Source organism: Microbulbifer bruguierae, assembly GCF_029869925.1.
Taxonomy (GTDB): domain Bacteria; phylum Pseudomonadota; class Gammaproteobacteria; order Pseudomonadales; family Cellvibrionaceae; genus Microbulbifer; species Microbulbifer bruguierae.
This window is the reverse complement of the sequence record NZ_CP118605.1, coordinates 2,686,995-2,711,021: the sequence shown is the minus strand read 5'-3', so window position 1 is coordinate 2,711,021 and position 24,027 is coordinate 2,686,995. Positions and strand designations below refer to the sequence as shown.

General features: G+C 57.3%; 19 protein-coding genes. 5 read left to right on the top strand and 14 right to left on the bottom strand.

Going from position 1 to position 24,027, the window contains the following annotated elements; translation table 11 throughout:
- Window positions 1-108: 108 nt before the first annotated feature.
- Window positions 109-2,190: a glycine--tRNA ligase subunit beta gene (gene glyS, locus PVT68_RS11295; protein WP_280318102.1), complete on the bottom strand. Its 2,082-nt coding sequence runs from the start codon at window positions 2,188-2,190 to the stop codon at window positions 109-111.
- Window positions 2,190-3,182, bottom strand: coding sequence for a glycine--tRNA ligase subunit alpha (gene glyQ, locus PVT68_RS11290; protein ID WP_280318101.1), 993 nt, complete (start codon window positions 3,180-3,182; stop codon window positions 2,190-2,192). Before glyQ ends, glyS begins: the two co-directional genes overlap by 1 nt.
- Window positions 3,183-3,292: 110 nt before the next feature.
- Between glyQ and PVT68_RS11285 the strand changes: the two genes are divergently transcribed.
- Window positions 3,293-4,225: a lysophospholipid acyltransferase family protein gene (locus PVT68_RS11285; RefSeq protein WP_280318099.1), complete on the top strand. Its 933-nt coding sequence runs from the start codon at window positions 3,293-3,295 to the stop codon at window positions 4,223-4,225.
- Between the two features lie 21 nt (window positions 4,226-4,246).
- Here the strand turns inward: PVT68_RS11285 and PVT68_RS11280 are convergent, their stop codons facing one another.
- The 6 genes from PVT68_RS11280 to PVT68_RS11255 form a co-directional block, all read right to left on the bottom strand.
- The gene (locus PVT68_RS11280) at window positions 4,247-4,969 is read right to left on the bottom strand and encodes a hypothetical protein (protein WP_280318097.1); all 723 of its coding nucleotides are present in this window, start codon (window positions 4,967-4,969) and stop codon (window positions 4,247-4,249) included.
- 202 nt (window positions 4,970-5,171) lie between these two features.
- Window positions 5,172-7,985 carry a GlyGly-CTERM sorting domain-containing protein gene (locus tag PVT68_RS11275; protein ID WP_280318095.1) on the bottom strand — a complete coding sequence of 938 codons (2,814 nt, stop codon included), beginning with the start codon at window positions 7,983-7,985 and terminating at the stop codon, window positions 5,172-5,174.
- Window positions 7,986-8,335: 350 nt separating this feature from the next.
- Window positions 8,336-9,526 (bottom strand): ABC transporter permease, encoded by a 1,191-nt coding sequence (locus tag PVT68_RS11270; protein WP_280318094.1) that lies wholly within the window; start codon window positions 9,524-9,526, stop codon window positions 8,336-8,338.
- Window positions 9,527-9,530: 4 nt separating this feature from the next.
- Window positions 9,531-10,688: an ABC transporter permease gene (locus PVT68_RS11265; RefSeq protein ID WP_280318092.1), complete on the bottom strand. Its 1,158-nt coding sequence runs from the start codon at window positions 10,686-10,688 to the stop codon at window positions 9,531-9,533.
- Window positions 10,685-11,383 (bottom strand): ABC transporter ATP-binding protein, encoded by a 699-nt coding sequence (locus PVT68_RS11260; RefSeq protein ID WP_280318090.1) that lies wholly within the window; start codon window positions 11,381-11,383, stop codon window positions 10,685-10,687. Before PVT68_RS11260 ends, PVT68_RS11265 begins: the two co-directional genes overlap by 4 nt.
- Window positions 11,384-11,516: 133 nt before the next feature.
- Window positions 11,517-12,566: an efflux RND transporter periplasmic adaptor subunit gene (locus tag PVT68_RS11255; protein ID WP_280318089.1), complete on the bottom strand. Its 1,050-nt coding sequence runs from the start codon at window positions 12,564-12,566 to the stop codon at window positions 11,517-11,519.
- 239 nt (window positions 12,567-12,805) lie between these two features.
- On the opposite strand from PVT68_RS11255, the gene PVT68_RS11250 reads away from it, so the two are divergent.
- Window positions 12,806-13,450: a CDP-alcohol phosphatidyltransferase family protein gene (locus tag PVT68_RS11250; RefSeq protein WP_280318088.1), complete on the top strand. Its 645-nt coding sequence runs from the start codon at window positions 12,806-12,808 to the stop codon at window positions 13,448-13,450.
- A 33-nt stretch (window positions 13,451-13,483) separates the two neighbouring features.
- On the opposite strand, the gene PVT68_RS11245 is transcribed toward PVT68_RS11250, so the two are convergent.
- The 5 genes from PVT68_RS11245 to def all read right to left on the bottom strand — a co-directional run bounded on the left by PVT68_RS11245 (window position 13,484) and on the right by def (window position 19,573).
- Window positions 13,484-14,935: a TrkH family potassium uptake protein gene (locus tag PVT68_RS11245; protein WP_280318086.1), complete on the bottom strand. Its 1,452-nt coding sequence runs from the start codon at window positions 14,933-14,935 to the stop codon at window positions 13,484-13,486.
- A 14-nt stretch (window positions 14,936-14,949) separates the two neighbouring features.
- On the bottom strand, window positions 14,950-16,335 hold the full coding sequence (gene trkA, locus PVT68_RS11240; RefSeq protein WP_280318084.1) for a Trk system potassium transporter TrkA: 1,386 nt from the start codon (window positions 16,333-16,335) through the stop codon (window positions 14,950-14,952).
- A gap of 253 nt (window positions 16,336-16,588) precedes the next feature.
- Window positions 16,589-17,899 carry a 16S rRNA (cytosine(967)-C(5))-methyltransferase RsmB gene (rsmB, locus tag PVT68_RS11235; protein WP_280318082.1) on the bottom strand — a complete coding sequence of 437 codons (1,311 nt, stop codon included), beginning with the start codon at window positions 17,897-17,899 and terminating at the stop codon, window positions 16,589-16,591.
- Complete coding sequence (fmt, locus tag PVT68_RS11230; protein ID WP_280318080.1) at window positions 17,892-18,860, bottom strand: methionyl-tRNA formyltransferase; 969 nt, start codon at window positions 18,858-18,860, stop codon at window positions 17,892-17,894. Before fmt ends, rsmB begins: the two co-directional genes overlap by 8 nt.
- 206 nt (window positions 18,861-19,066) lie before the next feature.
- A complete protein-coding gene (gene def, locus PVT68_RS11225; RefSeq protein WP_280318078.1) occupies window positions 19,067-19,573 on the bottom strand; it encodes a peptide deformylase in 507 nt (168 codons plus the stop codon).
- 268 nt (window positions 19,574-19,841) lie between these two features.
- On the opposite strand from def, the gene PVT68_RS11220 reads away from it, so the two are divergent.
- The 3 genes from PVT68_RS11220 to PVT68_RS11210 all read left to right on the top strand — a co-directional run bounded on the left by PVT68_RS11220 (window position 19,842) and on the right by PVT68_RS11210 (window position 23,383).
- Window positions 19,842-20,909, top strand: a complete 1,068-nt coding sequence (locus PVT68_RS11220) for a LysM peptidoglycan-binding domain-containing protein (protein ID WP_280318076.1) — start codon at window positions 19,842-19,844, stop codon at window positions 20,907-20,909.
- A gap of 97 nt (window positions 20,910-21,006) precedes the next feature.
- The gene (gene dprA, locus PVT68_RS11215; RefSeq protein WP_280318074.1) at window positions 21,007-22,164 is read left to right on the top strand and encodes a DNA-processing protein DprA; all 1,158 of its coding nucleotides are present in this window, start codon (window positions 21,007-21,009) and stop codon (window positions 22,162-22,164) included.
- A gap of 67 nt (window positions 22,165-22,231) precedes the next feature.
- Window positions 22,232-23,383, top strand: a complete 1,152-nt coding sequence (locus PVT68_RS11210; protein ID WP_280318073.1) for a PQQ-dependent sugar dehydrogenase — start codon at window positions 22,232-22,234, stop codon at window positions 23,381-23,383.
- On the opposite strand, the gene rrtA is transcribed toward PVT68_RS11210, so the two are convergent.
- Window positions 23,374-24,015 (bottom strand): rhombosortase, encoded by a 642-nt coding sequence (rrtA, locus tag PVT68_RS11205; protein ID WP_280318071.1) that lies wholly within the window; start codon window positions 24,013-24,015, stop codon window positions 23,374-23,376. The two genes, PVT68_RS11210 and rrtA, sit on opposite strands and share 10 nt — an antisense overlap.
- Between the last annotated feature and the right edge of the window lie 12 nt (window positions 24,016-24,027).

The following is a 24,027-nucleotide window of genomic DNA, read 5'->3' as shown; positions in this document are numbered from 1 at the left end:
ATCCGACCTTGTAGGAGCTTACCGGTAAGCGAACCGATCTCTACTACGAAACCGTTCGCTTGCAGGCAAGCTCCTACAAAGAGGGTGCCAGATATGGGAAGTGACGATTTACTTGGCCGGTGCCAGCAGCGAGATATCTGCTACTTCCAGGAAGAGGCCGCGCAATTGCGCCAGCAGTGCCAGGCGGTTGTTGCGCAGCTGTTCGTCGTCCGCCATTACCATCACGCCGTCGAAGAAGTTGTCGACCGTTTCCCGCAAACCGGAGAGGCCGGCGAGACCTTCCTCAAATCGAGCTTCCGCATACAGTGGCGCCACCGCGCCCTGCGCATCTGTCAGCGCTGCGTAAAGGGCTTTCTCTGCATCTTCCTGCAGCAGTGCCTGATCCACCTGGTTCGGCGCCGGGCCCTCCAGTTTGGCGAGAATATTCGACACCCGCTTGTTGGCCGCGGCCAGTGCTTCCGCCTCCGGGAGTTGGCTGAAGCTGTGTACCGCGTTTACCCGGTTGTCGATATCCAGCGGGCGAGACAGTTTGCGCGCGGACACCGCCAGGAATACTTCAGCCTTGATACCGGCATCTTCATAACGCGCGCGGAAGCGCTCGATCATATAGGCCAGGGTCTGCTCAACCACCGTGTCGTATTCGGCAAGCGCGGTGCGCGGGTAGCCATCGCGGGCGAGCGTCAGCAGTTCGCGCAGATCCAGGTCGATATTTTTTTCCACCAGCAGGCGCAGTACCCCGAGGCTTGCCCGGCGCAATGCAAACGGATCGCGAGAGCCGCTCGGCGGCTGGCCGATTCCGAAAATACCGACCAGCGTATCGATACGGTCGGCCAGGGCGATAATGGTGCCTGTTTCGGTGGCCGGCAATTCGTCACCGGCGAATTTCGGCATGTACTGCTCGTACATGGCTTTGGCCACGTCCAGCGGTTCGCCGTCATTTTCCGCATAGTAGTAACCGGCAATTCCCTGCATGTCGGCAAACTCGAACACCATTTCGGTGACGAGGTCGGACTTACACAGTTGCGAGGCGCGTTGCGCCAGTGCGGAATCGCCATTCATTTTTTCGGCAATCGCCGCCGCCAGTTTGGCCAGGCGCTCAGTCTTGTCGTAGACGGTACCGAGTTTCTGCTGGAACACGATGGACTTGAGTTTTTCCCGGCGCGCTTCGAGACTGGTTTTCTTGTCGGTCTCGAAGAAGAAGGCGGCGTCCGAAAGACGCGGGCGGATTACCCGCTCGTTGCCCTCGATAACCTGTTTGGCATCGGTACTTTCAATGTTGGATACGGTAATGAAGAACGGCATCAGGTTGCCGTCTTCGTCCACCACGTGAAAGTATTTCTGGTGCTCTTTCATGGAAGAGATCAGCGCTTCCGCCGGTACATCCAGGAAGCGTTTTTCGAAGCGCCCGGTGAGCGCCACCGGCCATTCCACCAGCGCAGTAACTTCGTTCAGCAGCTCGTCATCGATCACTGCTTCGCCGTTCACATTGTTGGCTTCCGCCTGGACCTGCTCGCGAATCATTTCGCGGCGCTCGGCAAAGTCGACAACCACATAGCCCGGATCACGCAGCTGCTGTACATAGTCGTTGGCCGAGGCCACGGTGAGTTCGCGATTGCAATGGAAGCGGTGACCACGGGTGATATTGCCGGCTTGCAGGCCCAGCACTTCCGCGTCTACTACCTTGTTGCCGAACAGCATTACCAGCCAGTGCACCGGGCGCACGAACTCTTCCTTGCGCGCACCCCAGCGCATGCGCTTGGGAATCGGCAGCTGCGCGAGGGACTTGCTGACGATATCGCCGAGCAGTTTTTCGGTGGCTTCACCTTTCTGCTCACTGATAAACGCCAGGCGCTCACCCTTGTCGGTTTGTACCCGCGCCAGCTGGTCGACGGTCACGCCGTTGCCGCGGGCAAAACCCTCAGCGGCTTTGGACGGATTGCCGTCTTTATCAAAGGCAGCGGCCACGGCGGGGCCGTGTTTTTCGATCTGTTTATCCTGCTGTTGCTCGGCGAGGTCGTTTACCGCAACCGCGAGGCGACGTGGGCTGGCAAACGCGCTGACCGAACCGTAGGAGAGTTCGGCGTCCTTGAGACCCTGCTCAATACCATCCGCGAATGCCTGCATCAGAGTGGAAAGCGCTTTCGGGGGCAGCTCTTCGGTGCCCAGCTCAACCAGAAAATCCTGAGCCATTACTTCTTCTCCTTCTGCGCGTCCTGCTTTTCATTTAAGTGAGCGAGTACGTCGTTGCGAGCCTGCTCGGTCGCCAGCGGGAAGCCGAGGGCGTGGCGCGCGTCAAAATAGGCCTGGGCCACGGCACGGGCAAGGGTGCGTACACGCAGGATGAAACGCTGGCGCTCGGTGACGGAAATTGCATGGCGCGCGTCCAGTAGGTTGAACGCGTGGGACGCTTTCATCACCTGCTCGTAGGCCGGCAGCGGCAGCCCCAGTTCGATCAGGCGCTGGCTCTCGCGCTCACAGTGATCGAAGGTGTGGAACAGGAATTCCACGTCCGCGTGCTCGAAGTTGTAGTGGGACATCTCCACTTCGTTCTGGTGGAACACGTCGCCGTAGGTCACCGGGGTGCCGTCGGCATTGCGGGTCCACACCAGGTCGTAGATGGACTGCACATTCTGCAGGTACATGGCGATGCGCTCGATACCGTAGGTGATCTCGCCGGTGACCGGGTAGCACTCCAGGCCGCCCACTTGCTGGAAGTAGGTGAACTGGGTCACTTCCATACCGTTCAGCCAGACTTCCCAGCCCAGACCCCAGGCACCCAGGGTAGGGGATTCCCAGTTGTCTTCCACAAAGCGGATGTCATGCACCGCCGGGTCGATCCCCAGGGCGCGCAGGCTGTCCAGGTACAGGTCCTGGATATTGGCCGGCGAAGGCTTCATGACTACCTGATACTGATAGTAGTGCTGCAGTCGGTTCGGATTTTCGCCGTAGCGGCCGTCGGTGGGGCGGCGGCAGGGCTGTACATAGGCGGCGTTCCAGGTTTCCGGGCCGATGGCGCGCAGGAAGGTGGCAGGGTGAAAGGTGCCGGCACCCACTTCCATATCCAGAGGCTGTAGAATGACGCACCCTTGGCGCGCCCAGTATTCCTGCAGGGTAAAAATCAGTCCCTGAAAGGTGCTCAGATCCTGCGCTGGGGCAGAACTGCTGGTTTGTTGCTCGGACACCGCTATCTCCGGTTTCAGCTGGGTGAAAAGACAAGGGGCGCAATTATAGCGGCAGGCGGTTGCGCACTAAACAGCGGGCGCGACAAAAGCTCTATATAAAGAGCACGATCATGAAATTTCGCAACAGCGATGGATTTGAGAAGGAAGTACCGATTTTGGATATCAAAGGGCAACTGGCAGCGGGTGCGCTGAAGCTGGTGGGCAGGCTGCCACTGCGCTGGTCGCGCCGCCTTGGCAGTGCGGCGGGCCGTATGGCGGTGTGGTGCCGCAGCGATAACCTGCGTGTAAGCCGCATCAATCTGCAGCGCTGCTATCCAGAAATGCCCGCGGCCGAGCGCGAAACGCTCGCTCGCAGCAGCGTGGTCAACACCGTCATCACCGGTTTCGAGGTGGCGACCCTGTGGCGTCAGCCCTGGAGTGCTTCGGAAGACAGTATCGTGCGGGTGCGCAACCAGCAACTGCTCAGCGATGGTGTGGAAGACGGGCGCGGTGTACTGGTACTGGCGCCACATATCGGTAACTGGGAAATTTTCGGCCAGTTTCTGGCCACCGTCGGCCCCACTACCAGCCTCTACGCGCCACCGAAGATTACCGCACTCGACCCCCTGATTCGCGCCGGCCGCGAAAAAACCGGTGCCCATCTGGTACCAACCAATGTGCGCGGTGTGCGCGCCCTGCTCAAGGCCCTGAAAGAGGGAGGTATTGTCGGTGTACTGCCGGACCAGGAACCGGACCTCTCCGGTGGCGATTATGCGCCCTTCTTCGGCCAGCCCACCCTGACCATGACCCTCGCCTATAACCTGATCCAGCGCACCGGTTGCAAGGTGGTCTTCGGATTTGGCAAGCGACAGGAAGAAGGCTTCGAGCTGGTATTCCTGCCGGCCGAACAGGCCATCTTCAGTGATGAGATCAAGGTGTCACTGGCGGCGTTGAACCGCGGGGTAGAGTCCTGTATCGCGGAAGCGCCCGCGCAGTACCAGTGGGAGTACAAACGCTTCCGCCGGGTGCCGGAGGGGAAAAGCGGGATCTATCGCAAAAACTGATCCGCAAGTGGCTCACCTCGGCTACAGCACTTCCGTCGCCTTTATTTCACCACCGAGATAATAAATGGTCGTGGTGCCCATGAATCCGGAATCGGTACCGAACAAGATCCACAGATCTCCGCTATCGTTTGTTTCTACAAAAAAGGAATCGTCGTCGTTGTGGAGAACTTTTACCTCGTAGGAAAAATCTCCGCTTTCGCAGGTTTTTGAATTGGCAAAATTGCCAATGGCGATCGCGTCGCTGCCGCTGGACACCTGACTACCCTTGTCCAGATTCATGTAGAAATCACCGGCGCCATTATCGATCACCGCGGGTTTAAAGGTGGTGGCGCCGGCCTTGATGGTCACACCTTCACCGGGGGAGGCGCTGGCATCCAGGCAACCGGACGGGACATTGGAGGCAAACATGATCTCCATCGCGAGTTCATAGCGGGTATTTGGCTCGAAGCCGGAAAAGCGTTTGGTGATGTACATGAACAGATCGGAGCTGCGGTTATCTCCCGAGACCCGGAGGCCGCTGAGGTCATCCCGGGTCGGAGGAAGCTGCTCGAAACCGTAGCTCAACAGGTCTGGGGATACCGTTTCGCTGTCGTAGTCTGCAAAACCCACTTCCCAGCCGTGTTCCGCGTTGTCGATGTCAAAGAAGATGTATTCACTCTTATCTTCTGGCGGAGTGTTAACCCATTCCCCATCGCAAGAAGCCAGCAGCAAAGCGGCTACCGCGATACTCAAAACCTTGTACATATACTGCAATTCCAATTTTTAAAATCAAAAGCGTTCATGTTACGGCACGAAACGCGAGGATTACCGGCAATCGGCCCGAGGAAATTTCGAAACTGAATACCACCTGGGTAAAGCAGCCTCCGAGGGTTGAGCCACTGAGACCGCCAAAAATAGGTACGCTACACGAGGAAGCGTGATGTGCGTACTCCCTGCTGATGCCCTGTCAACCAGCGCGTTGGGCAAAAAATTGCCGTCGGCTCCCATACAACAGGGCCAACAGTATAAGCAGTGGCCAGTTAATAGCGCCTCCGCTGCCTTTTTGGGAGCCACTGCTTTCCTGGTCAGGTACTTTTGCAGGCGGAGGTGGTGCAGACAATGGATCGGTATTTGCCTGATACTCGCTCAGGTTTGATGCCCCATCGCCATCGGGGTCTCCCGATGCATCCGCGGGGTTGAGCGGATCCAGTCCGTAGCTCAGCTCCCACTCATCGTCCATTCCGTCATTGTCATCGTCTTCGTCGGCGTTATTGCCGATACCATCATCGTCGGAATCCACTGACTCAGTCGCATCTTTCGGGAATGTATCCTGGTCATCATTGACACCATCGTTATCATCATCTGGATCAACCTCATCGCTGAGGCCGTCGGCATCAAAATCCTCTAGTTTCCAGCGCGATCCATCGAGTGGATAGTCGTCCACGATATCTAAATAACCATCTCCGTCGTCATCGCTATCGAGAAGGTTGCCAAGGCCATCGTTATCAGGGTCAAAATCGGTGTACACATCAACACCAGTGATGGAGCCGAAGAAGAAGCTGAATTTTCCTTCCCTTAGACGATAGGCTGCTGGTGACAGCGTAATATATTTATCTGTGGTTGTAGTCCAATCGCTGTGGTTAGTTTTAAGGTCGTACACACCAATAGATTCCCTGCAGGTAAACAGGATCTTGCCGGTTTCCGTTTGGTCCGAAAAGATCGGTATCAGGTCGTCTACTAAATCACGTTCTTCTTCAGCGTGCCTTTTACGGGTGCAAATCTGCGCAAGCTGTTCAATTTCATTATTTTCAAGGTCGATTCGATAAAGATAACCATCACTGCTACCCGCGAGTAGTTGTGCCGAGCCGTCGATGGATACAGGTGCTATAGCTGAAATACCGCCGTTGACTAGTAGCTGCGGTGCCGTATTGAGGTTAGAAATTTTGTATAACGCACCACTAGTAAGAAAGAAAATTTCGGGTTGCTTACCGTCTTTCGATGGCAATAGCTCGACATCGTAAACGGAATCAAACGTTGTCGGACTCGACCCGGTATTAAACTGATAAAGAATTTCGCCTGACTGAGAATCCTGAATAAAGAACCCTGGACTTCCGGCACTGGTCCCGATTCGATGAGTTCCCAGTAAAAATTCCTTAACGCCGTCATTATTAATGTCTTGTGCTTTCAGTAGAGATATAGGGAATGTCTCATTGTTTGGGATAACCTGAACGAATGGCTCGAGCGTGTGATCGTGAAGTAATTCGCTAGTTTGGGGATCAATGATTGCAACCTTGGTTCCTTCATAAGTTGCTGTCCGGGTGACAATCAGTTCATTGTTACCATCATTATCAAGATCATCAAATAGAGCCGCGTCTGATCCCGTGGAAGCTACATATTCGTCAGCAAAAATTTCCTCGAGATCGAAGCGATGTTTTTCTCGCAGTGTTTCACTATCGAGTACAAAAACATAACCAACTTTGAAATTACTCCCATCTCGTGAGGCGGAACTGACAACAAGTTCATTGCTTGTCGATTCATGAGAAATCACGCGGTAGGGTGGGTTTGCTTCCCGGCTTTCCCATTTTTTCTCGTGTGTAATAAGGTCGTATACAAGATAACGGTAGCGCGCAGACGAATTTTGACCTTCACCAAAGAGTAGTTCACGTTGACCATCGCCATCTAGATCTTCAATGATCATGCCAGAACCGCCACTATCATTGTCGACATACTCGAAAATAAGAGATCCGGTGGCGGTATCGTATGAGCGAACACCTCCATAAAGATGGGTTAGGAACAGCTCTTTCTGTCCGTCACCTTCAATGTCATGAAGAATAAACGACAGTGTGTTTAGTCCCGTTTTAATTGACAACTTAGCGGAAAAATCTTTTCCGTTAAAAATATTGATTGTATCTGCAGGACTATCGGTAACATCCTGAAACAATACTTCATTCTGCTGATCACCATCGATATCTTCTATAACAATGCGTCGCTCATTAAGAACAGGGTCTACTGGAAATTTCCCCTTAAAAATGGCTTTATCATTCTTTCCCAAAGAGAAAGTGCTTCCATCACTAAAAATAATTTCATTCTGGCCATCGTTATCGGCGTCGCCAAGCGTAAAAAAAGTACTTGTGGTGTCTTTAAACTCGCGAAAGCCACTGGTCAAATCATCTATCTTGCGATAGTTGTTCCAGTCATTCGGGTCGAGAACCCAAATTGTCAGCCCGGATTGTAGGATCAGGTCCTCTTTGCCGTCGTTATCGATGTCAGAAAAGTGCAAGGACTCGAAATAGACAGCGTAACCGGGATCATTAACTTTAAAGGTGTTTTTTAGCTTGAGGGTTTCTATATCGAATTCCATCAGGCTACCGTCATCGACTGTCCCCTCTGATAAGTGTGTATCAACGGCGTTGATGGCAAAAAGGCGTTGTTCGGTTTTGCCTTCTTGAACAATATGGAAAAGTTTAAGGTCGTTAAAGTAGCCGGGAAAAAATTTTGACGTCTTGTCGATATAGTAGCTATGGTCGGAATTGTTGAATCGAATAAGAACAAGATGATTCATCCCCGCATGAATCAAATCGGTAGATCCACTAATTATTGCCTTTTCACCCGTCGATAGCGTCACAGGATATGCATAATTATCTTTGTGGCGGAAGGCCATGTAGCCGATGTTTTTTCCAAAAAAACCCTTACTTTGAACTCGATCCATAAATAGATCAGAAGCACCAAAGACACAGGCAAATGGAAGGAGCAGCAAAGATAAACTAGCCAATATACGCATGATTTGATATCAATTTTTAGAGTAATTTCGTAATCATAATCCTTTAAAATTTAACAGCCTGTCAATTTGTCCCGTTTTTAAACCCTGAATCGAAGATACATTACAGATAGGCGGGAACTGCGTTAGCTGGATCTCAATAGCGATACTCAGTATTTCCAGTTTGACGGCGTCAGTAGTGCCGATTGAGTGAAATTTTCCAGCGGAACCACCGGCATTGCCATCATCGGGAAACCTTTGGCGACTTCATACACTGGGGCGCAGTAGGCTATTGCGGCTCTTTTGCCGCAGCTCGAACGGTAGGAAAAAGCGAGATCTACCGTTAAAACAGAGTAGATCCCCGCAGTACAAAATCAGGTCGCCGCTCGGAACGCGACGATGACTGGCAATCGGGCCGCCCGCCAGGCAGGGAAGAAGCCGCTGACGAAGCCGATCAATAGCGCCAGCTTGGCGCCCTGGGCGAACAGGTCCGGGGACATCTCGAAGCTGAACACCACCTGGGTAAAACTGCCGCCCAGAGTCGAAGCACTGAGACCGTCAAAAAACAGAAACGCAGCCACCGAACCGAGCAAGCCGCCGGTCGCCGCCAGCACCAGCGCCTCGATCAGTGTGCCGCAGAACGCGGAAAAATTGCTGAAACCCAGGGTGCGCAATGTAGCTATTTCCCGCGCGCGATCGGCCACCGAGGTGTACATGGTATTGAGGGCGCCGGCGAGGGCGCCGAGGGCCATGATGGCACTGATCACGCGGCCGAAAATCGCCATGTATTGCAGCTGTTTGCCCTGGCCAGCGAAATAGGCACTCTCGGTCTGCACCTCAAGATTGAGGCGAGGTTCCTGTTCGATGGTTTTTTCCAGGTCGCTGATATCCCCCGGGGTCGCCAGCTGCGCGCGAATGATCTGGTAACTGCTGCCGCGGTCGTAGTGACTCTGGATCACCGTGACATCTGCCCAGAGCTCACTTTCGAACACATTACCGCCGGTAGAAAAAACACCGACCACGGTCCATACATTTTTGCCGAAACGCACCTCCTCGCCGATGGCGAAGCCATCGAATTCCCGCAGTACGCCGGCGCCGACAATCAGCTCATTGGTGCCCGGTGTGAACATGCGGCCTTCAATCAGCTGCATGTTTTCCCGCATCGCCATACCTTCGGCATTGATTCCACGCAGGGGTATATTGGCTTCCGTAGCCGAGGATTTCTTCAGCCCGTCGACCACTACATAGAGCTCAGGCGATACCAGCGGCGTATTGTTTCCATCGCGGGCGATACCGGGAGATTCCGCGATCAGGTTGACTTGTTCGCGGCTCACCACACTGTTGAGTTCCGCTGCCGATCCTTCGCGCATCAGCACGGCAACGCGATCGGAGCCGGCACCATTCATGGTGGATTCAAAACCTTCGGCCATGGCGAGAAATGCCAGCAGGATGGCTACTACCACCGCGGAGGCGAGCACCATCGCCAGCGACATCCACAGCCGTTGCGGCAGGCTGCGGATATTCATCATTGTTACGGTGATGATTTGGGCTAAGAGTGAAGTCATGGTATCAGCTCCGGTTGAACGCGGTGATGATGTTGAGGCGCAGGGCGTTGTAGGCGGGAATCAATCCGGTGACCAATCCCAGCAAAATCATGTACAGCAGGGCCTGGCCGACAATGTCACCGCCGACGGCGAGATTTGGCAGGAACTGCGCCATGGAAGACTTGGCACCTTCGATAATTACCCAGCCTACGGCGAGACCGAGAAAGCCACCAATTAACGCGATCAGCATGGATTCCGTAAGCACCATGGCGAAAACCCGCTTCGCCGAAAAGCCGAGGGTTTTCAGCACCGCAATTTCGCCGGTGCGTTCTCGTACCGCCAGTGCCATGGTGTTGCCGACCACCACCAGAATGGTGAAAAACGCCATAAACACTACCCCGAAAATAATTAGCCCGATATTGCCGATCTGCTCGATAAACGCTTTGTTAAAGGCTTTTTCTGTGCTCGTATCCGTTTCGTTCTGGGAATTGGCGAAGGAATTATCGATGGCGTCAGCCACCTGCTGATTCAATGACGGGTCTTCCGTAACCAGGGTCATCCAGCCGATCCAGTCGCCGCCGAACGTCTGGGTTTCAATAAAATATTTGTAGTGGATCAGGGCGTAGCGGGTATCATAATGCTCATCGATGCCGTCAAAAATACCGCTCACCACAAAGTCCCAGCTGTGGCCGCCATCCTTATTGGAAAAAATATTCGATGACAGAGGAATTTTGTCGCCGATTTTCCAGCCTTGGGCCTCTGCCAGTTTTCGGCCGAGCAAAATGCCCTGGCGGGCTTGTAACCAGCTTGCCTTCTGTTCCGGCTCTAACACCACTTCCTCGTAGACCCGCAGATAGGATTCCGGATCCACTGCCATGGTCACTATCTGGTTTTTCGCATCCTGATAATAACCACCGAACCAGTTTACGTGGGTGACATCTTTGACCCCTTCGATGGCAGCTACCTTGCGGTGGTAAGCGATGGGTAGGGACTTGGTAAAGTTGATGCGATTGACTACCACCAGACGATCATCTGCAGCGAGGTCAATCCCGGAATTCAAAGCGCTTTTCAGCGTGGTTACTGCGGTGAAAATCAGAAAGGCAATAAAAATTGCAAAACAGGTGAGAAACAGGCGCAGAGGCTTGCGCGTCATGTTTTTGTAAATAAGGTAGAGATTATTCATGCGGCTACTTCCTTATGCACAAATTTACCCTTGTCGAGTTGCAGGGTTTGTTTCGCATAGGAAGCGGCCGCCGGATCGTGGGTGACCATGACGATGGTTTTGCCATGTTCGCGATTGAGCAGCTGCAACATTTCCAGAATTTCATCCGCAGTGGTTCGGTCCAGGTCACCGGTGGGCTCGTCACACAAGATCAATTTCGGGTCTGAGACGATGGCGCGGGCGATGGCTACGCGCTGTTGCTGGCCGCCAGACATTTCACTGGTCATGTGTTTGGCGCGGTCGGAAAGGCCCACCAGCGCCAACGCTGCCTCCACACTGCGTTTGCGCTGGGCACGGGACAGTTTGGTAAGCAGCAGAGGCAGTTCCACATTGCGCGCGGCGTTGAGCATCGGCATCAGGTTATAAAACTGGAAAATAAAACCGATATTGTGGGCGCGCCACTGGGTAAGCTTGCTCTCGCTCAGGTTGTCTATGCGTGCGCCGTCAAACCAGATTTCACCGCCGGTGGGCTGGTCGACACCGCCGAGCATATTCAGCAGGGTAGTTTTTCCGGAGCCGGAAGGACCCATGATGGCGAGAAATTCGCCGCGGTTGATTGTCATATTGAGGTCATCGAAAATGGAGATGGTTTCCTTACCTTTAACGAATTTTTTCTCCACCTGCTTCAATTCAAACAGCGCTTCCTGTGACATCATCAATCCCTCGATTATTTATCTGTTTTTGAAATGACTTAATTACTATGCCTAAGCAGCTTGTGTGAAATGGTGGTCAGTCCTGTTGCCCACCACCAGCTGCGCATACTGGTTTTTATAGGCTTGTAAGTTGCAATCAGTTGTTTTTAAGAAATGCCACCTTTACACCCATGTCCGGCAAAATTCGCGCATCCAGGGTGTCGATACCGATACGCACCTGCACCGTTGCCTTGGCGCGGTCGGCGGTGGGTATGATGGCAATAACGGTGGCGGGAATATCCCAGTCCGGATAGGCGTCGAGGTTTGCGCGGACTTTCTGCCCGGCCTGCACGCGACCGATAAAGGCCTCGTTGACGTCCACTTCAATTTCCAGGGAATCCATATCCACGATGGTACAAATACCGGTACGGGTGTAGCCGCCACCGGCGGAACTGGGCGCAACAATTTCACCGGGCTGGGCATTTTTCTGGGTGACGACGCCGGTAAAGGGCGCGCGAATGGTGTGGTCGTCCAGTCGTTCCTGCTGGCGGCGCACCTCGAGTTTTGCCACCTGAATATCCGCCTGCGCGCTGACCAGATTGGCATTAAGGCTTTCCACGTTCGCCTGTGACTGCGACAGTTCGGCGCGGCTCGAATAATTGCGATCGATCAGTCCGGCGTAGCGCACCTCCTGACGCTGGGCCTCGGCGAGATTGGCCTTGATGCCGGCGACGCGGGCCTCCAGCACCTGCACCTGGGCGAGGGCAAAATCCCGGTTCACCGTGGCCACTGCCGCGTCCAGTGTCGCGAGAACCTGACCCTGCTCCACCCGCATGCCTTCCTCTACGTTCACACTGGTGATCAGGCCCATGATTTCTGCGGAAACCGTCGCCATGCGCCGTGGGGTAATGTAGCCAGAGGCATTGAGAACCGCTTCTGCGGCGTGTGTCCGGGTCGGTGCCGGCAGATCGATGGCGGGGCTAGGGGAGGAAGTGACGGCGGTCTCTCCCGATACGGCCCGGGTAGAGGGGGGGAACGTGTTGTCGGCTTCGTGATTGCCGGCAAACAGCAGACCGGCAAGCAGCCCCGCGCCGATGACCCCGACAATCAGGGTGACGATGACGCCTGTGTTGAATTTCCCCTCGGGAGCTGGCGCACTGCGGTCTATCTTTAGCTGATCCAGCAGCTCACTGGTATTTCTGGCCATAGCGGGATTGTTCTTATGTTCTCTTCCATGAGCGGACAACTTTGGCAGAAATAGTCAGGGCTGACTATCGCGGGAAGGAGGGGATGTGGTGGTTTGGCGTGTAATACCACCAGTACCAAAGATAAGAGGCTCGCAGGAATCCGCGCGCTGGAAAGCAGGTGTCCGCAGCCTCCTGGTCTATGGTTGATAGAGCCCGGACGATCGCCGGTGTTTTGCCCTGGACTGACTGCTTCGCTTGAATGATGACCCGCAAAAAAAACGTCACCGAGACCGTCACTCCTGCTGCTCAAAGGTCGCCCTGGCGCCATCTCCCGAATATCCTGTCGCTGTCCCGGCTGGCACTGGTTCCTCTCATTTTCTGGCTGTCGCTGAGCGGCGCTAACTTTCTTGCGCTGCTGGTGTTTTTACTTGGGCCAATTACCGACCTGCTGGATGGTTACCTGGCTCGCCGCTTTGGTTGGGAATCCGATTTCGGCTCCAGGGTGGACCCCATTGCGGATCGCGTATTCGTCCTCTGTCTGATGCCCCTGCTTTGGTACTACGGCGCCATAGCGCCGCTGTATGCGGCACTGGTGGTGATGCGCTACGCCATTCAGCTCAGTGTGATTCCGGTACTGAGGCTGTGGTTGAAAAAGCCGTTCCGGGTGGCACCGGACTGGATTTCGAAGCTGGCCGCGCTGGTGGTGTTTGTGGTGCTGGGGATGGGGTTTGCGGATCAGGTGGCAATAGAACTGTTCCCGGATACCTCCTCGGAGGAAGTTCTGTTTCAACGCAGTATGACGGCGTTGGCAGTGACCGGAACTCTGCTCGAGATCTGGATATTGTGCCGCTTCGTGCCGCGCTACCGGCAGATCGTTCGCGGCACCCACGATACGTTTGAATAGCCGGGAAGACCGGGTTACATAGGATGCTGGCGCTCAGTGGCGCCAGAAAGCCGGGGTGAGCAGTACCAGCAGGGTGAAGATCTCCAGGCGCCCGGCCAGCATTGCCAGAATCAGGAAGCATTTGGCGACTTCGTTCACTTCCGCATAGTGCGCGGCAGCGTCCCCCAGCGCGGGGCCGATATTACTCAGGCAGGAAGCCACGGTGGAAAACGAGGTAACGAAATTTTCACCGGTAGCCATCACCACGATGGTGAGCACGAAAAACGACAGGATATAGACCGCAAAAAATCCCCACACCGCATCAGTTACCCGCGGCGGTACGATTTTGCTGTTGACCTTAATCGGCACCACCGCGTTGGGGTGCACCAGTCGGTTCAGTTCCCGCAGCCCGGACTTCACAATCAGCATCACCCGCACCACTTTGATACCGCCGGAAGTGGACGCCGCACAGGCACCCATGATGCCGAGCATCAGCAGCAGGTACGGCAGGAACGCCGGCCACAGGGCGAAGCTCTCGGAAGCAAAACCGGCGGTGGTGCCAATGGAAACCACCTGGAATATCCCGTGCAAAAAGCTTTCGCGCATGCTGAAAGTACCGGACATATACAGGTAGCCGACGATCACCGCGCAAGCGGCTGCCGTGGTCCAGATGTAAAAGCGGAATTCAGAATCTTTCCAGTAGTGTTTAAAGCTGCGGTTGTGGAAGGCAAAGAAATGCAGGCCGAAGTTAATCGCCGCGGTAAGCATGAAAACCACGGCGATGACCATGATTGCGGTGTTGTGGGCGTAGAAGCCCATGCTGGCATCATGGGTGGAAAATCCGCCGTTGGCGACGGTGGAGAAGGCGTGACCGACGGCGTCGAATATGGTCATGCCTGCCCACCAGTAGCCGATGCCACAGAGTACGGTGAGCGCAATATAAATGACGAACAGCGCGCGCGCGGTTTCCGCGATACGCGGAGTCAGCTTGGTGTCTTTGATTGGCCCCGGCATTTCAGCCTTGTACAGCTGCATACCACCGATACCGAGCATCGGCAGGATGGCCAGTGCGATCACGATTACGCCGATGCCGCCCACCCACTGCAGCTGTTGGCGGTAATACAGAATGGCCGGCGGCAGCGTATCCAGGCCGGTAATGGTTGTGGCTCCGGTGGTGGTGAGTCCGGAGATGGACTCAAAAATCGAGTCCACCACTCCCAGATCTGGTTCCGGGCTGATGATCAGTGGCAGCGAGCCGAAACTGCCGAGAATCAGCCAGAACAGGGAGGTCACCACGAAGCCGTCGCGGGTGCGCAGATCCTGTTTCAGGTCGTGCACCGGCAGCCACATCACCAGGCCGGTAATCAGGGTGATGCCGAAGGCCACGGCAAAGGCGATGTGGGTGCCGTCGTCGTATAACAGGGACACGCCAATTGGCGGCAGCAGGGTAAGGCTGAACACTGTCAGCAGAATACCGAATACCCGCGCTATGACTGCTAATCGCATTTATCGTCCCGCCATCAGAAGAACCCAAAGCCCACCTGGAACAGCTGTTCCACGTGGCGGGTGTGGCGGCGATTGACCAGGAATACGATCACGTGATCGTCGCTCTCGACGACGATGTCATCGTGGGCGATCAGCACCTGACTTTCGCCATCCCGCTCGCGCACAATGGCGCCGATGGCGGCACCTTCCGGCAGGTCGATGTCCTCGATTTTCTTGCCCACCACTTTGGAGGTGCGGTTGTCGCCGTGGGCGATGACTTCAATCGCTTCGGCGGCGCCACGGCGCAGGGAGTGTACGTTGACCATGTCCCCGCGGCGCACATGGGTAAGCAGGCTGCCGATGGTGTTCTGTTGCGGCGAGATGGCGATGTCGATTTCGCCGCCCTGTACCAGATCGACATAGGCGCGATTGTTGATCAGCGCCATCACCTTGCGGGTACCGAGACGCTTGGCCAGCAGCGACGACATGATGTTAGCTTCGTCGTCGTTAGTGAGCGCGAGGAATACGTCGGTATCCTCGATATTTTCTTCCAGCAGCAGGTCCTGATCCGAGGCACTGCCGTGCAGTACGATACTGTTGCTGAGCTGCTCGGACAGGAATATGCAGCGATCGTGGTCCTGTTCGATGATTTTTACCGAGTAGCGGTTTTCCAGTTTGGTGGCGAGGCGCAGGCCGATGTTGCCGCCACCGGCGATGGTGATGCGCTTGTAGCCCTGCTCGAGTCGGCGCAGTTCGCTCATAACGGCGCGGATGTCCTGGCGGGCAGCAATAAAAAACACTTCGTCGCCGGCTTCGATGATGGTGGAGCCCTGGGGGATGATGGGGCTGTTGCGGCGGTAGATGGCGGCGACGCGGGTGTCTACCTTGGGCATATGTTCGCGCAGGTAGCGCAGCTGGTGGCCAACCAGGGGGCCGCCCTGTACCGCGCGCACGGCGACGAGCTGCACGCGGCCGTCGGCGAAGTCGAGTACCTGCAGGGCGCCGGGGTGTTCGATGAGTCGCGCGATGTATTCGGAAACAATCTGCTCGGGACTGATGAGGACATCGATGGGGATGGATTCGGTCGAGAACAGCTCCGGGTATTGCAGGTAGGCGGCGGCGCGCACGCGGGCAATTTTGGTGGTCACCCGGAACAGGGAGTGGGCGATCTGGCAGGCCGCCATATTGGTTTCGTCGTTGTTGGTGACGGCAACCAGTATGTCGGCGTCTTCAATGCCGGCTTCCTGCAGTACGTCCGGGTGCGAGGCATGACCGATGACCACGCCGATATCGATCTTGTCGCGCAACTCGCGCAGGGTCTTCTCGTCGCTGTCGACCAGCACAATGTCGTTGCGTTCCGAGGCCAGGCTTTCCGCCAGAGAGCCGCCGACCTGGCCGGCGCCGAGAATGATGATTTTCATAGTTGGTGTATTCGGGCCTTTGTTATCTGGCCTTTGTGCCTTGCCCGCTGGAGCTCTGTTGCTATAGCGGTGGCGTCAGGACACCGGGTGAGGGTTTTCAGGACCGAGCTAGGCGCCCCCCTGGGAACCCATCCCTGGGCGCTGCGGCGCAAACATCCTGTTTGCGACGCTCCTGAAAACGCTCACCCGGCACCCCGACTTCGATTCTTACTTTTGTGCTTCGTAAGCGGATCGTGAAAGTCCGAAAAACCGTTTAGTTGTCGTCGGCCTTAACGAGCTTCGCGTAATAAAACCCATCGCCCCCATGGATGCCCGGCAACAGCTGCATACCCGCATCCTGCGGCAGTCCCCAGGGCTGCTCATTCAGCAATTGCGGCGTATTGTCCCTCGCATCGGGTGTCTCCGCAATGAAGCGCGCCACTTGCAGGCTGTTTTCCTCCGGCAGAATCGAGCAGGTGGCGTAGAGCAGGGTACCGCCAGGTTTCAAAAGGCGCCACAGGTTGCGCAGGATGCGGCCCTGGAGCTCGGCGAGTTCGGGGATGTCTTCGGCGCGTCGCAGCAGCTTGATGTCCGGGTTGCGGCGGATGACGCCGGTGGCGGAGCAGGGAGCGTCGAGGAGGATGCGGTCGTACTGTTCGCCGTCCCACCAGTGCTCGGGCTCGGCGGCGTCGGCGCAAATCAGCTGGGCGCTGACACCGAGCCGTTCGAGGTTTTCGATGACGCGGTCGAGGCGCTCCTCTTCGATGTCGAGGGCAGTGAGGTCGAGATCCGGTTGCAGTTCCAGCAGGTGACAGGTCTTGCCGCCGGGAGCGGCACAGGCGTCGAGAATTTTCTCTCCGGGCTGCGGCGCCAGTAATTGGGCGGCGAGCTGTGCGGACTGGTCCTGAACACTGACGAAGCCGTCTTCGAAACCGGGCAGGCGGGTAACCGGGACGGGGTTTTCGAGTGCCACCCCGGCAACGGAAAATTCGCAGGGCTGCGCAGCAAAACCTGCGTCGCTGAGCTGTTTGAGATAGTCGTCGCGGCTGCCCCTGGCCAGATTCACCCGCAGGGTCATGGGCGGGTTGCTGTTGTTGGCGGTGAAGATGGTTCTGGCTTCACTGCCCCAGGCGCTCTTGATCGCCTGTTGCAGCCACTCGGGGTGAGCAGAGCTGAACTGGGGGTTGCCGGAGAGCTTGCGAGTAAGCGCTTCCTTATCCCGCAGAGCATTGCGCAGTACGCCGTTGACCACGCCGCTGGCATGTCCGAGCTTGAGCGCGCGCGCGGCCTCGACGGTGGCGCTGATGGCGGCGTGGTCGGGGATACGGGTGTATTCGAGCTGGTACAGACCAACCAGCATCAGCGCCTGCAGCTCTTCATCTTTTACCGGCTTGCGCAGCAGTTTGCCGAGCATCAGCTCCAGGCGCGGGGCAAAGCGGGCGCTGCCGTAACAGAGCTCGCGCAGCAACGCGCGGTCTTTCTCGTCTACCTGCTTTTCTGCCCACGGCAGCAACCGCTGCAGGGAGCCGCGGTCCTGATACAGGCGACTGATAACGCGCGCCGCCAGCGCTCTCGGATCATTCATGGCCTGTACCCAGTGTGGTCCCGGTGGCGAACAGATCGCGGTAGCCTTTCAATATCTCCGCCACCGGCAAGGTCTTTTTGCCCGGCAATTGTAGTTGAGTCAGGCGCAGTGCCTCGCGACCGCAGGCCACCAGGATACCCTCGTCATCGGCAGACAGAATGGTGCCCGGTTGATCGGTATGGCAGCCCTGTTCCAGTTTCGCCGCATAAATACGCAGGCGCTGGGGTTTGCCCTTGGTGTCGACAAAGTCGGTCCAGCATACCGGGAATGGGTTGAATGCGCGCACCAGTCGCTCAAGCTCGCTGGCGGGGCGGGTCCAGTCGATACGCGCTTCTTCTTTGGAGATTTTGCCGGCGTAATTCGCGAGTTCGTCGTCCTGCACCCGGGGCTGCGCACAACCGGACTCCAGCAGTGCCAGCGACTCCAGCAGCGCCGGACCACCCAGCTGCGCCAGCTTATCGTGCAGGCTGCCGCCGGTCTCATTCGCAGCAATGGGCGTGCGCGCCTCGACCAGCACTGGTCCGGTATCCAGTCCGGCTTCCATCTGCATGATTGCTACACCGCTCTCGGCATCGCCCGCTTCCACCGCCCTCTGGATCGGCGCCGCACCGCGCCAGCGTGGCAGCAGCGACGCGTGCACGTTCACGCAGCCCAGCCGCGGTGTATCCAGCACCACCTGAGGCAGGATCAAGCCATAGGCCACCACCACCATCAGGTCCGCATTCACTGCCGTCAGTTCTTTCTGTGCCTCTTCGTCCCGCAGGGACAGCGGCTGGTAAACCGGAATATCGTGTTCCAGTGCCAGCTGTTTCACCGGACTCGCCAGCAGTTTTTTGCCACGCCCGGCGGGTCTGTCCGGCTGGCTGTAGACGGCGATCACATTGTGTTCACTGTCGAGCAGTGTTTTCAGGTGTACGGCGGCAAAGTCGGGAGTGCCGGCAAAGATGATATTCAGGCTCATGAAAATTCTTTCAGATAAGGAGGGGCGGACTCGAGTCGAAGTCCAGAAATCGATGCGAAGTCGGGGTGCCGGGTATGGGTTTTGAGGATCGTCGCAAACAGGATGTTCGCGCCGAAGCGCCCAGGGATGGGTTCCCAGGGGGGCGCCTAGCTCGGTCCTGAAAACCCATACCCGGTACCCCGACGCCACCGGGCCGTATAAAGAACTTACGCTCTTTGGCGATGCGCCTTCTCAAGCTTGGAGCGAATACGATTGCGTTTGAGAGGCGAGATGTAATCTACAAACAGCTTGCCGTCGAGGTGGTCGATCTCATGCTGAATACATACCGCCAGCAGCCCCTCGGCCTCCAGCGCGTAGGCTTCGCCATTGCGGTCCAGCGCCTTCAGGCGGATCTTGCGCGGGCGTTGCACCGTTTCGTAGAAACCGGGCACCGACAGGCAGCCCTCATCGTACTTGTGGATCTCCGGATCCAGTACCTCAACCTCCGGGTTGATCAACACCAGCGGCTCGCTCTGATCTTCGGACACATCAATGACCACAATGCGCTCGTGCACATTGATCTGCGTCGCCGCCAGGCCCACGCCGGGTGCGTCGTACATGGTTTCGAACATATCGTCGATCAGCACCCGGTGCTGATCGGTCACTTCCGAAACGGATTCCGCCACCGTGCGCAAACGGGGATCGGGAAATTCTAGGATTTCGAGTTTGGCCATAACACCTGTGACAAACTTCTAGTCTTAGTGGAACTTGCGCTGATAACATAATGATCGCGCTTGAAATTTGCTGAATTGGGGGGCTGTATCCGCACCTTGGCAATTCTGCCAACTGGCGTTTTTTCGCTCCTCCCACCGGCGGCATCAGCCATCACCGGTTCAGCGCTGTGAGATTATAGCGATATAACACCGCAGCGATAGCGATATAGCGGATCAGCAAAAAAGAAGGCCGACAGCGTTAGCGACAAAAAAGCATAGGAATGCTTCCATGAAAAAAATAATTCTGGCCGCCGCCGCAACCCTGCTGGTGACCTTCGGCCTGCAGGCGCAAGACGTGCGCCTAAAGCCTGACCATCCGGACACCTACGTTGTCGAGAAGGGTGACACCCTGTGGGACATCTCCGGACGCTTCCTCTCCCAGCCCTGGTACTGGCCGGAAATCTGGCAGGTGAACCCCCAGGTAGAAAACCCCCACCTTATCTATCCCGGCGACCGCCTGAACCTGGTGTATGTCGACGGCCAGCCCCGCCTGGAACTGGAGCGTGGACCCACCGCTTATAAACTGTCCCCCGCCAGTAACAACCGCCTCGGCCCCGCCGTGCGCAGTGAACCGCTCGACACCGCCATTCCCGCGATTCCGCTGGATGCGATCAATGCGTTCCTGTCCCGTACCCGTATCGTCGGGCCCGGCGCCTTCAAGGGCGTGCCTTACGTGATCTCCGGCCAGGACCAGCGCATCCTGATGGGCGCCGGTGAGAAAATATACGCCCGCGGCGACTTCACCCAGCCGCTGCCGTCCTACGGTATCTACCGCCCGGGTCCCATTTACGCCGATCCCTATACCGGTGAAACGCTCGGTCAGCAGGCGCTGGACGTCGGCTCCGTCAATCTCCGTCAGCTGGATGTGGACAACGCCAATACCAATTTCGCGGTCGCCACCCTGGACGTTACCCGCACCAGCCGCGACATTCGCCTCGAAGACCGCCTGCTGCCAGTGGAAGAGCGCGCGATTGCCGCCCTGTTCCAGCCGAGTGCGCCCCAGGTACCCGTGGATGGGATCATTCTCGGTGTCGAAGAGGGGGTGACCCAGGTGGCCAAGTACGATGTGGTTGCCATCAACCGCGGTCTGCGCGAAGGGCTCGAGCCGGGTCATGTACTGGCGATCTACAAGCGCGGCGCCACCGTGCGCGACCGCCTGGCACGGGAGACCGTGAAACTGCCGGACGAGCGCGCCGGCGTACTGATGGTGTTCCGCAGCTTCGAAAAAATGAGCCTCGGCCTGGTACTGGAAGCAGACAAGCCGCTGGAAGTGTTCGATTTGGTGCGCAACCCCTGACCGGATCATGAGACATTGCGCCGTGATTCGACGAGTAATCATCGCGGTGCAATTCCCGCCCCTGATATTCTGTTGACCAATACATACAGGACTACGCATGGACGCGTTGACCGCCTCGCTGGCACTGCTGCGCCTGGAGGGCCTTGGCCCCGGCAGCTACTGGCAACTGGTGGAGCGATTCGGCTCCGCTTTCGCCGCGCTGCAGCAACCGCCGCACACGCTTACCCGCAAGCTCCCCGATCGCGCCCGCACACAGCTGGCTGAATTCCAGCGCACGGGCCTGGAAAGCGAGCTGGGCCAATGGGCCCAAGCCGAGCGCCAGCGCTGTGCCGAGGCCTGCATTTATCTCCTGCACTGTGACGATGACAACTATCCCGCACTGCTGAAGGAAATCCACCGGCCACCGCCGGTACTCTACATCAGTGGAAATCCGGCGACTCTGACACTGCCACAGATCGCCGTGGTCGGTGCGCGCAGGGCGAGCCGCGCGGGCCTCGACAATGCCCGGGATTTTTCCGCGGATCTGGCCGCGGCGGGCTTTGCGATTACCTCCGGTCTCGCCCTGGGAGTAGATGCCGCCGCGCACCGCGGTGCTCTGAAAGGCGCAGGTAAAACCGTGGCGGTGCTGGGTACCGGGGTGGATCGAATATATCCGCTGCGCAACGGCGTACTTGCGGAGGAAATTCTCGCTGCAGACGGCGCCATCGTCAGCGAACTGCCCCTGGGCAGCGCGCCGGAGGCGGGCAATTTTCCCCGCCGCAACCGGATCATATCCGGACTCAGTCTCGGTATTCTGCTGGTGGAAGCGGCAGTGCGCTCCGGTTCACTGATCACTGCGCGCCTGGCGCTGGAACAGAATCGCGAGGTCTTCGCCATTCCCGGCTCCATTCACAATCCCATGAGCCGCGGCTGTCACCATATGATCAAGCACGGCGCGCATCTGGTGGAAACCAGCGGCGATATCGTTGAACAGCTGGGCGGCCTGCTCTCCGGCATGGCGCAACAACCGGGGCTGTTCGAGGCGTTGCCAGCGTCCACCGAGGAGATACCACCACATCATCGGCGGCTGATTCTGGCACTGGGTGGCGACCCTCGCAGTATCGAGCAGTTGGCCGAGGACACTGGCGGTGAAACCGGCGATCTGATGGCGAGCCTGCTGCATCTGGAGCTGGAAGGTCTGGTCGAACAACTGCCCGGTGGCTATCAACTCACCGGCGATGGCGCCCGCACCCTGGGGGCGCTGGCAGATCATTGAGGGCGCTGGCCGAAGCGGCAAAAAATCGCTAGGGTCACCGGGGAAAATTATAAGGAGTGTCCCAACCATGGTTCCTAGCAAACACTTGCGATCGCTTTCCTCGGTGGTTGCCGCCCTAGCAGTGTTACTGACCGCCAATACCGCCTGCGCGGAAAAAGGCGATATTTATCTCGACAAACTGAACCTGCCAGCGGGCTTTAAAATCGAGGTGTATGCCGAGGGTGTCACCCAGGCGCGTCACATGACGCGGGGCGACAAGGGCACCCTGTTCGTCGGCTCCACCCGCGAGGGCAAGGTGTACGCGATTGTCGACAAGGACGGTGACCACAAGGCGGATGAGGTGAAGGTCATCGCCGAGGGACTCAAGCTGCCCACCGGCGTGGCATTCAAAGATGGCGACCTCTATGTCAGCGCACTGACCAGTATTCTGCGTTTCGATGATATCGAGTCACGTCTGGACAACCCGCCCGCGCCCGTCACCATCACCAGTCAGTTTCCGGACAAGTACCATCACGGCTGGAAGTACATCGCGTTCGGCCCCGATGGCTGGTTATACGTACCCCTGGGCGCGCCCTGCAACATCTGTGAAGAACCGGGCTACGCCAATATCCAGCGTCTCAAGATCGAGGGCGACAAGGTGGTGAAGAGCGAAACCTGGGCCGAGGGCGTGCGCAACACGGTCGGGTTCACCTGGCACCCGGTGACCAAACACCTGTGGTTTACCGACAATGGTCGCGACATGCTCGGAGATGATATCCCCCCCTGTGAATTGAATACCGCGCCAGTGGCGGGTAAGCATTTCGGTTACCCCTACTGCCACGGTGGCGACATACTCGACCCGGAGTTTGGCGATGGCAAAAGCTGCAGCAATTATGTGCCCCCGGTGCAGAAGCTCGGTCCCCACGTGGCACCACTGGGTGTGAAGTTTTACACCGGCACTCAGTTCCCGGCCGAGTACCGGAATCAGGTGCTGATTGCGGAGCACGGTTCCTGGAATCGCAGTAACAAGATCGGTTACCGGGTAACCAAAGTGACCCTGAACGACAAAGGCGAGGCCACCTCCTACCAGCCGTTTATCGACGGCTGGCTGCAGGGAGAAGAGGTCTGGGGGCGTCCGGTAGACGTGCTGGTGATGCCGGATGGTGCGCTGCTGATTTCCGATGACTACGCCGGCGCCATTTACCGGGTTACCTATCCGGGCATATCAGATCAGGGCTGATTGCCGATCCCGGAGCGATCAGCGGCGACCTGTTGTGGGGCTGCCGCCGATCTCTTTTTCGGCCGTGGCGAAATCGTCGCCAGTACAATGGCACCCAGTAGCGAGCCTGCCACGGCACCCCACAGGTGCGCATCCAGCGCCACTTGCGCGTCGATCAGGCGCGCGGTGGCGGCACTGGCGCCGCACACCTGTTCCCAGCCCACCTTGAGCCAGGTCCCCGCCACCAGCAGATAACCGCTGCGCCAGCGCGCGCGGATATCCAGGCAGCCCCCCCATATAATCAACCCGTGCAGTACCCCGGAAAGCCCGAGATACAGGTCGATATGCGGGCTAAACAGGTGCAGCGACACGCCGGTCCACAGGGCGGTGGCGACGGTGACGGCGAGGAACGTCACCGCGCGGTAATGCTGGCGATGCAAAATCCACAGCAGTGCCAGTCCCGCGAGATTGAGCGCCCAGTGATGCAGATTGGTATGGGTGATATGACCACTGAGCAGGCGCCAGAGTTCTCCGTGATCTACCAGGGTGCGGTCATAGCGCAGAAGCGGTTCGAGTTGGGGCGCAAACAGCAATGCAATGGCGCTGAGCAGGGCCAGGGTGAGGGGGCCTGTAATACCGCGGAGACGGGACATGGTAGCTTGTGC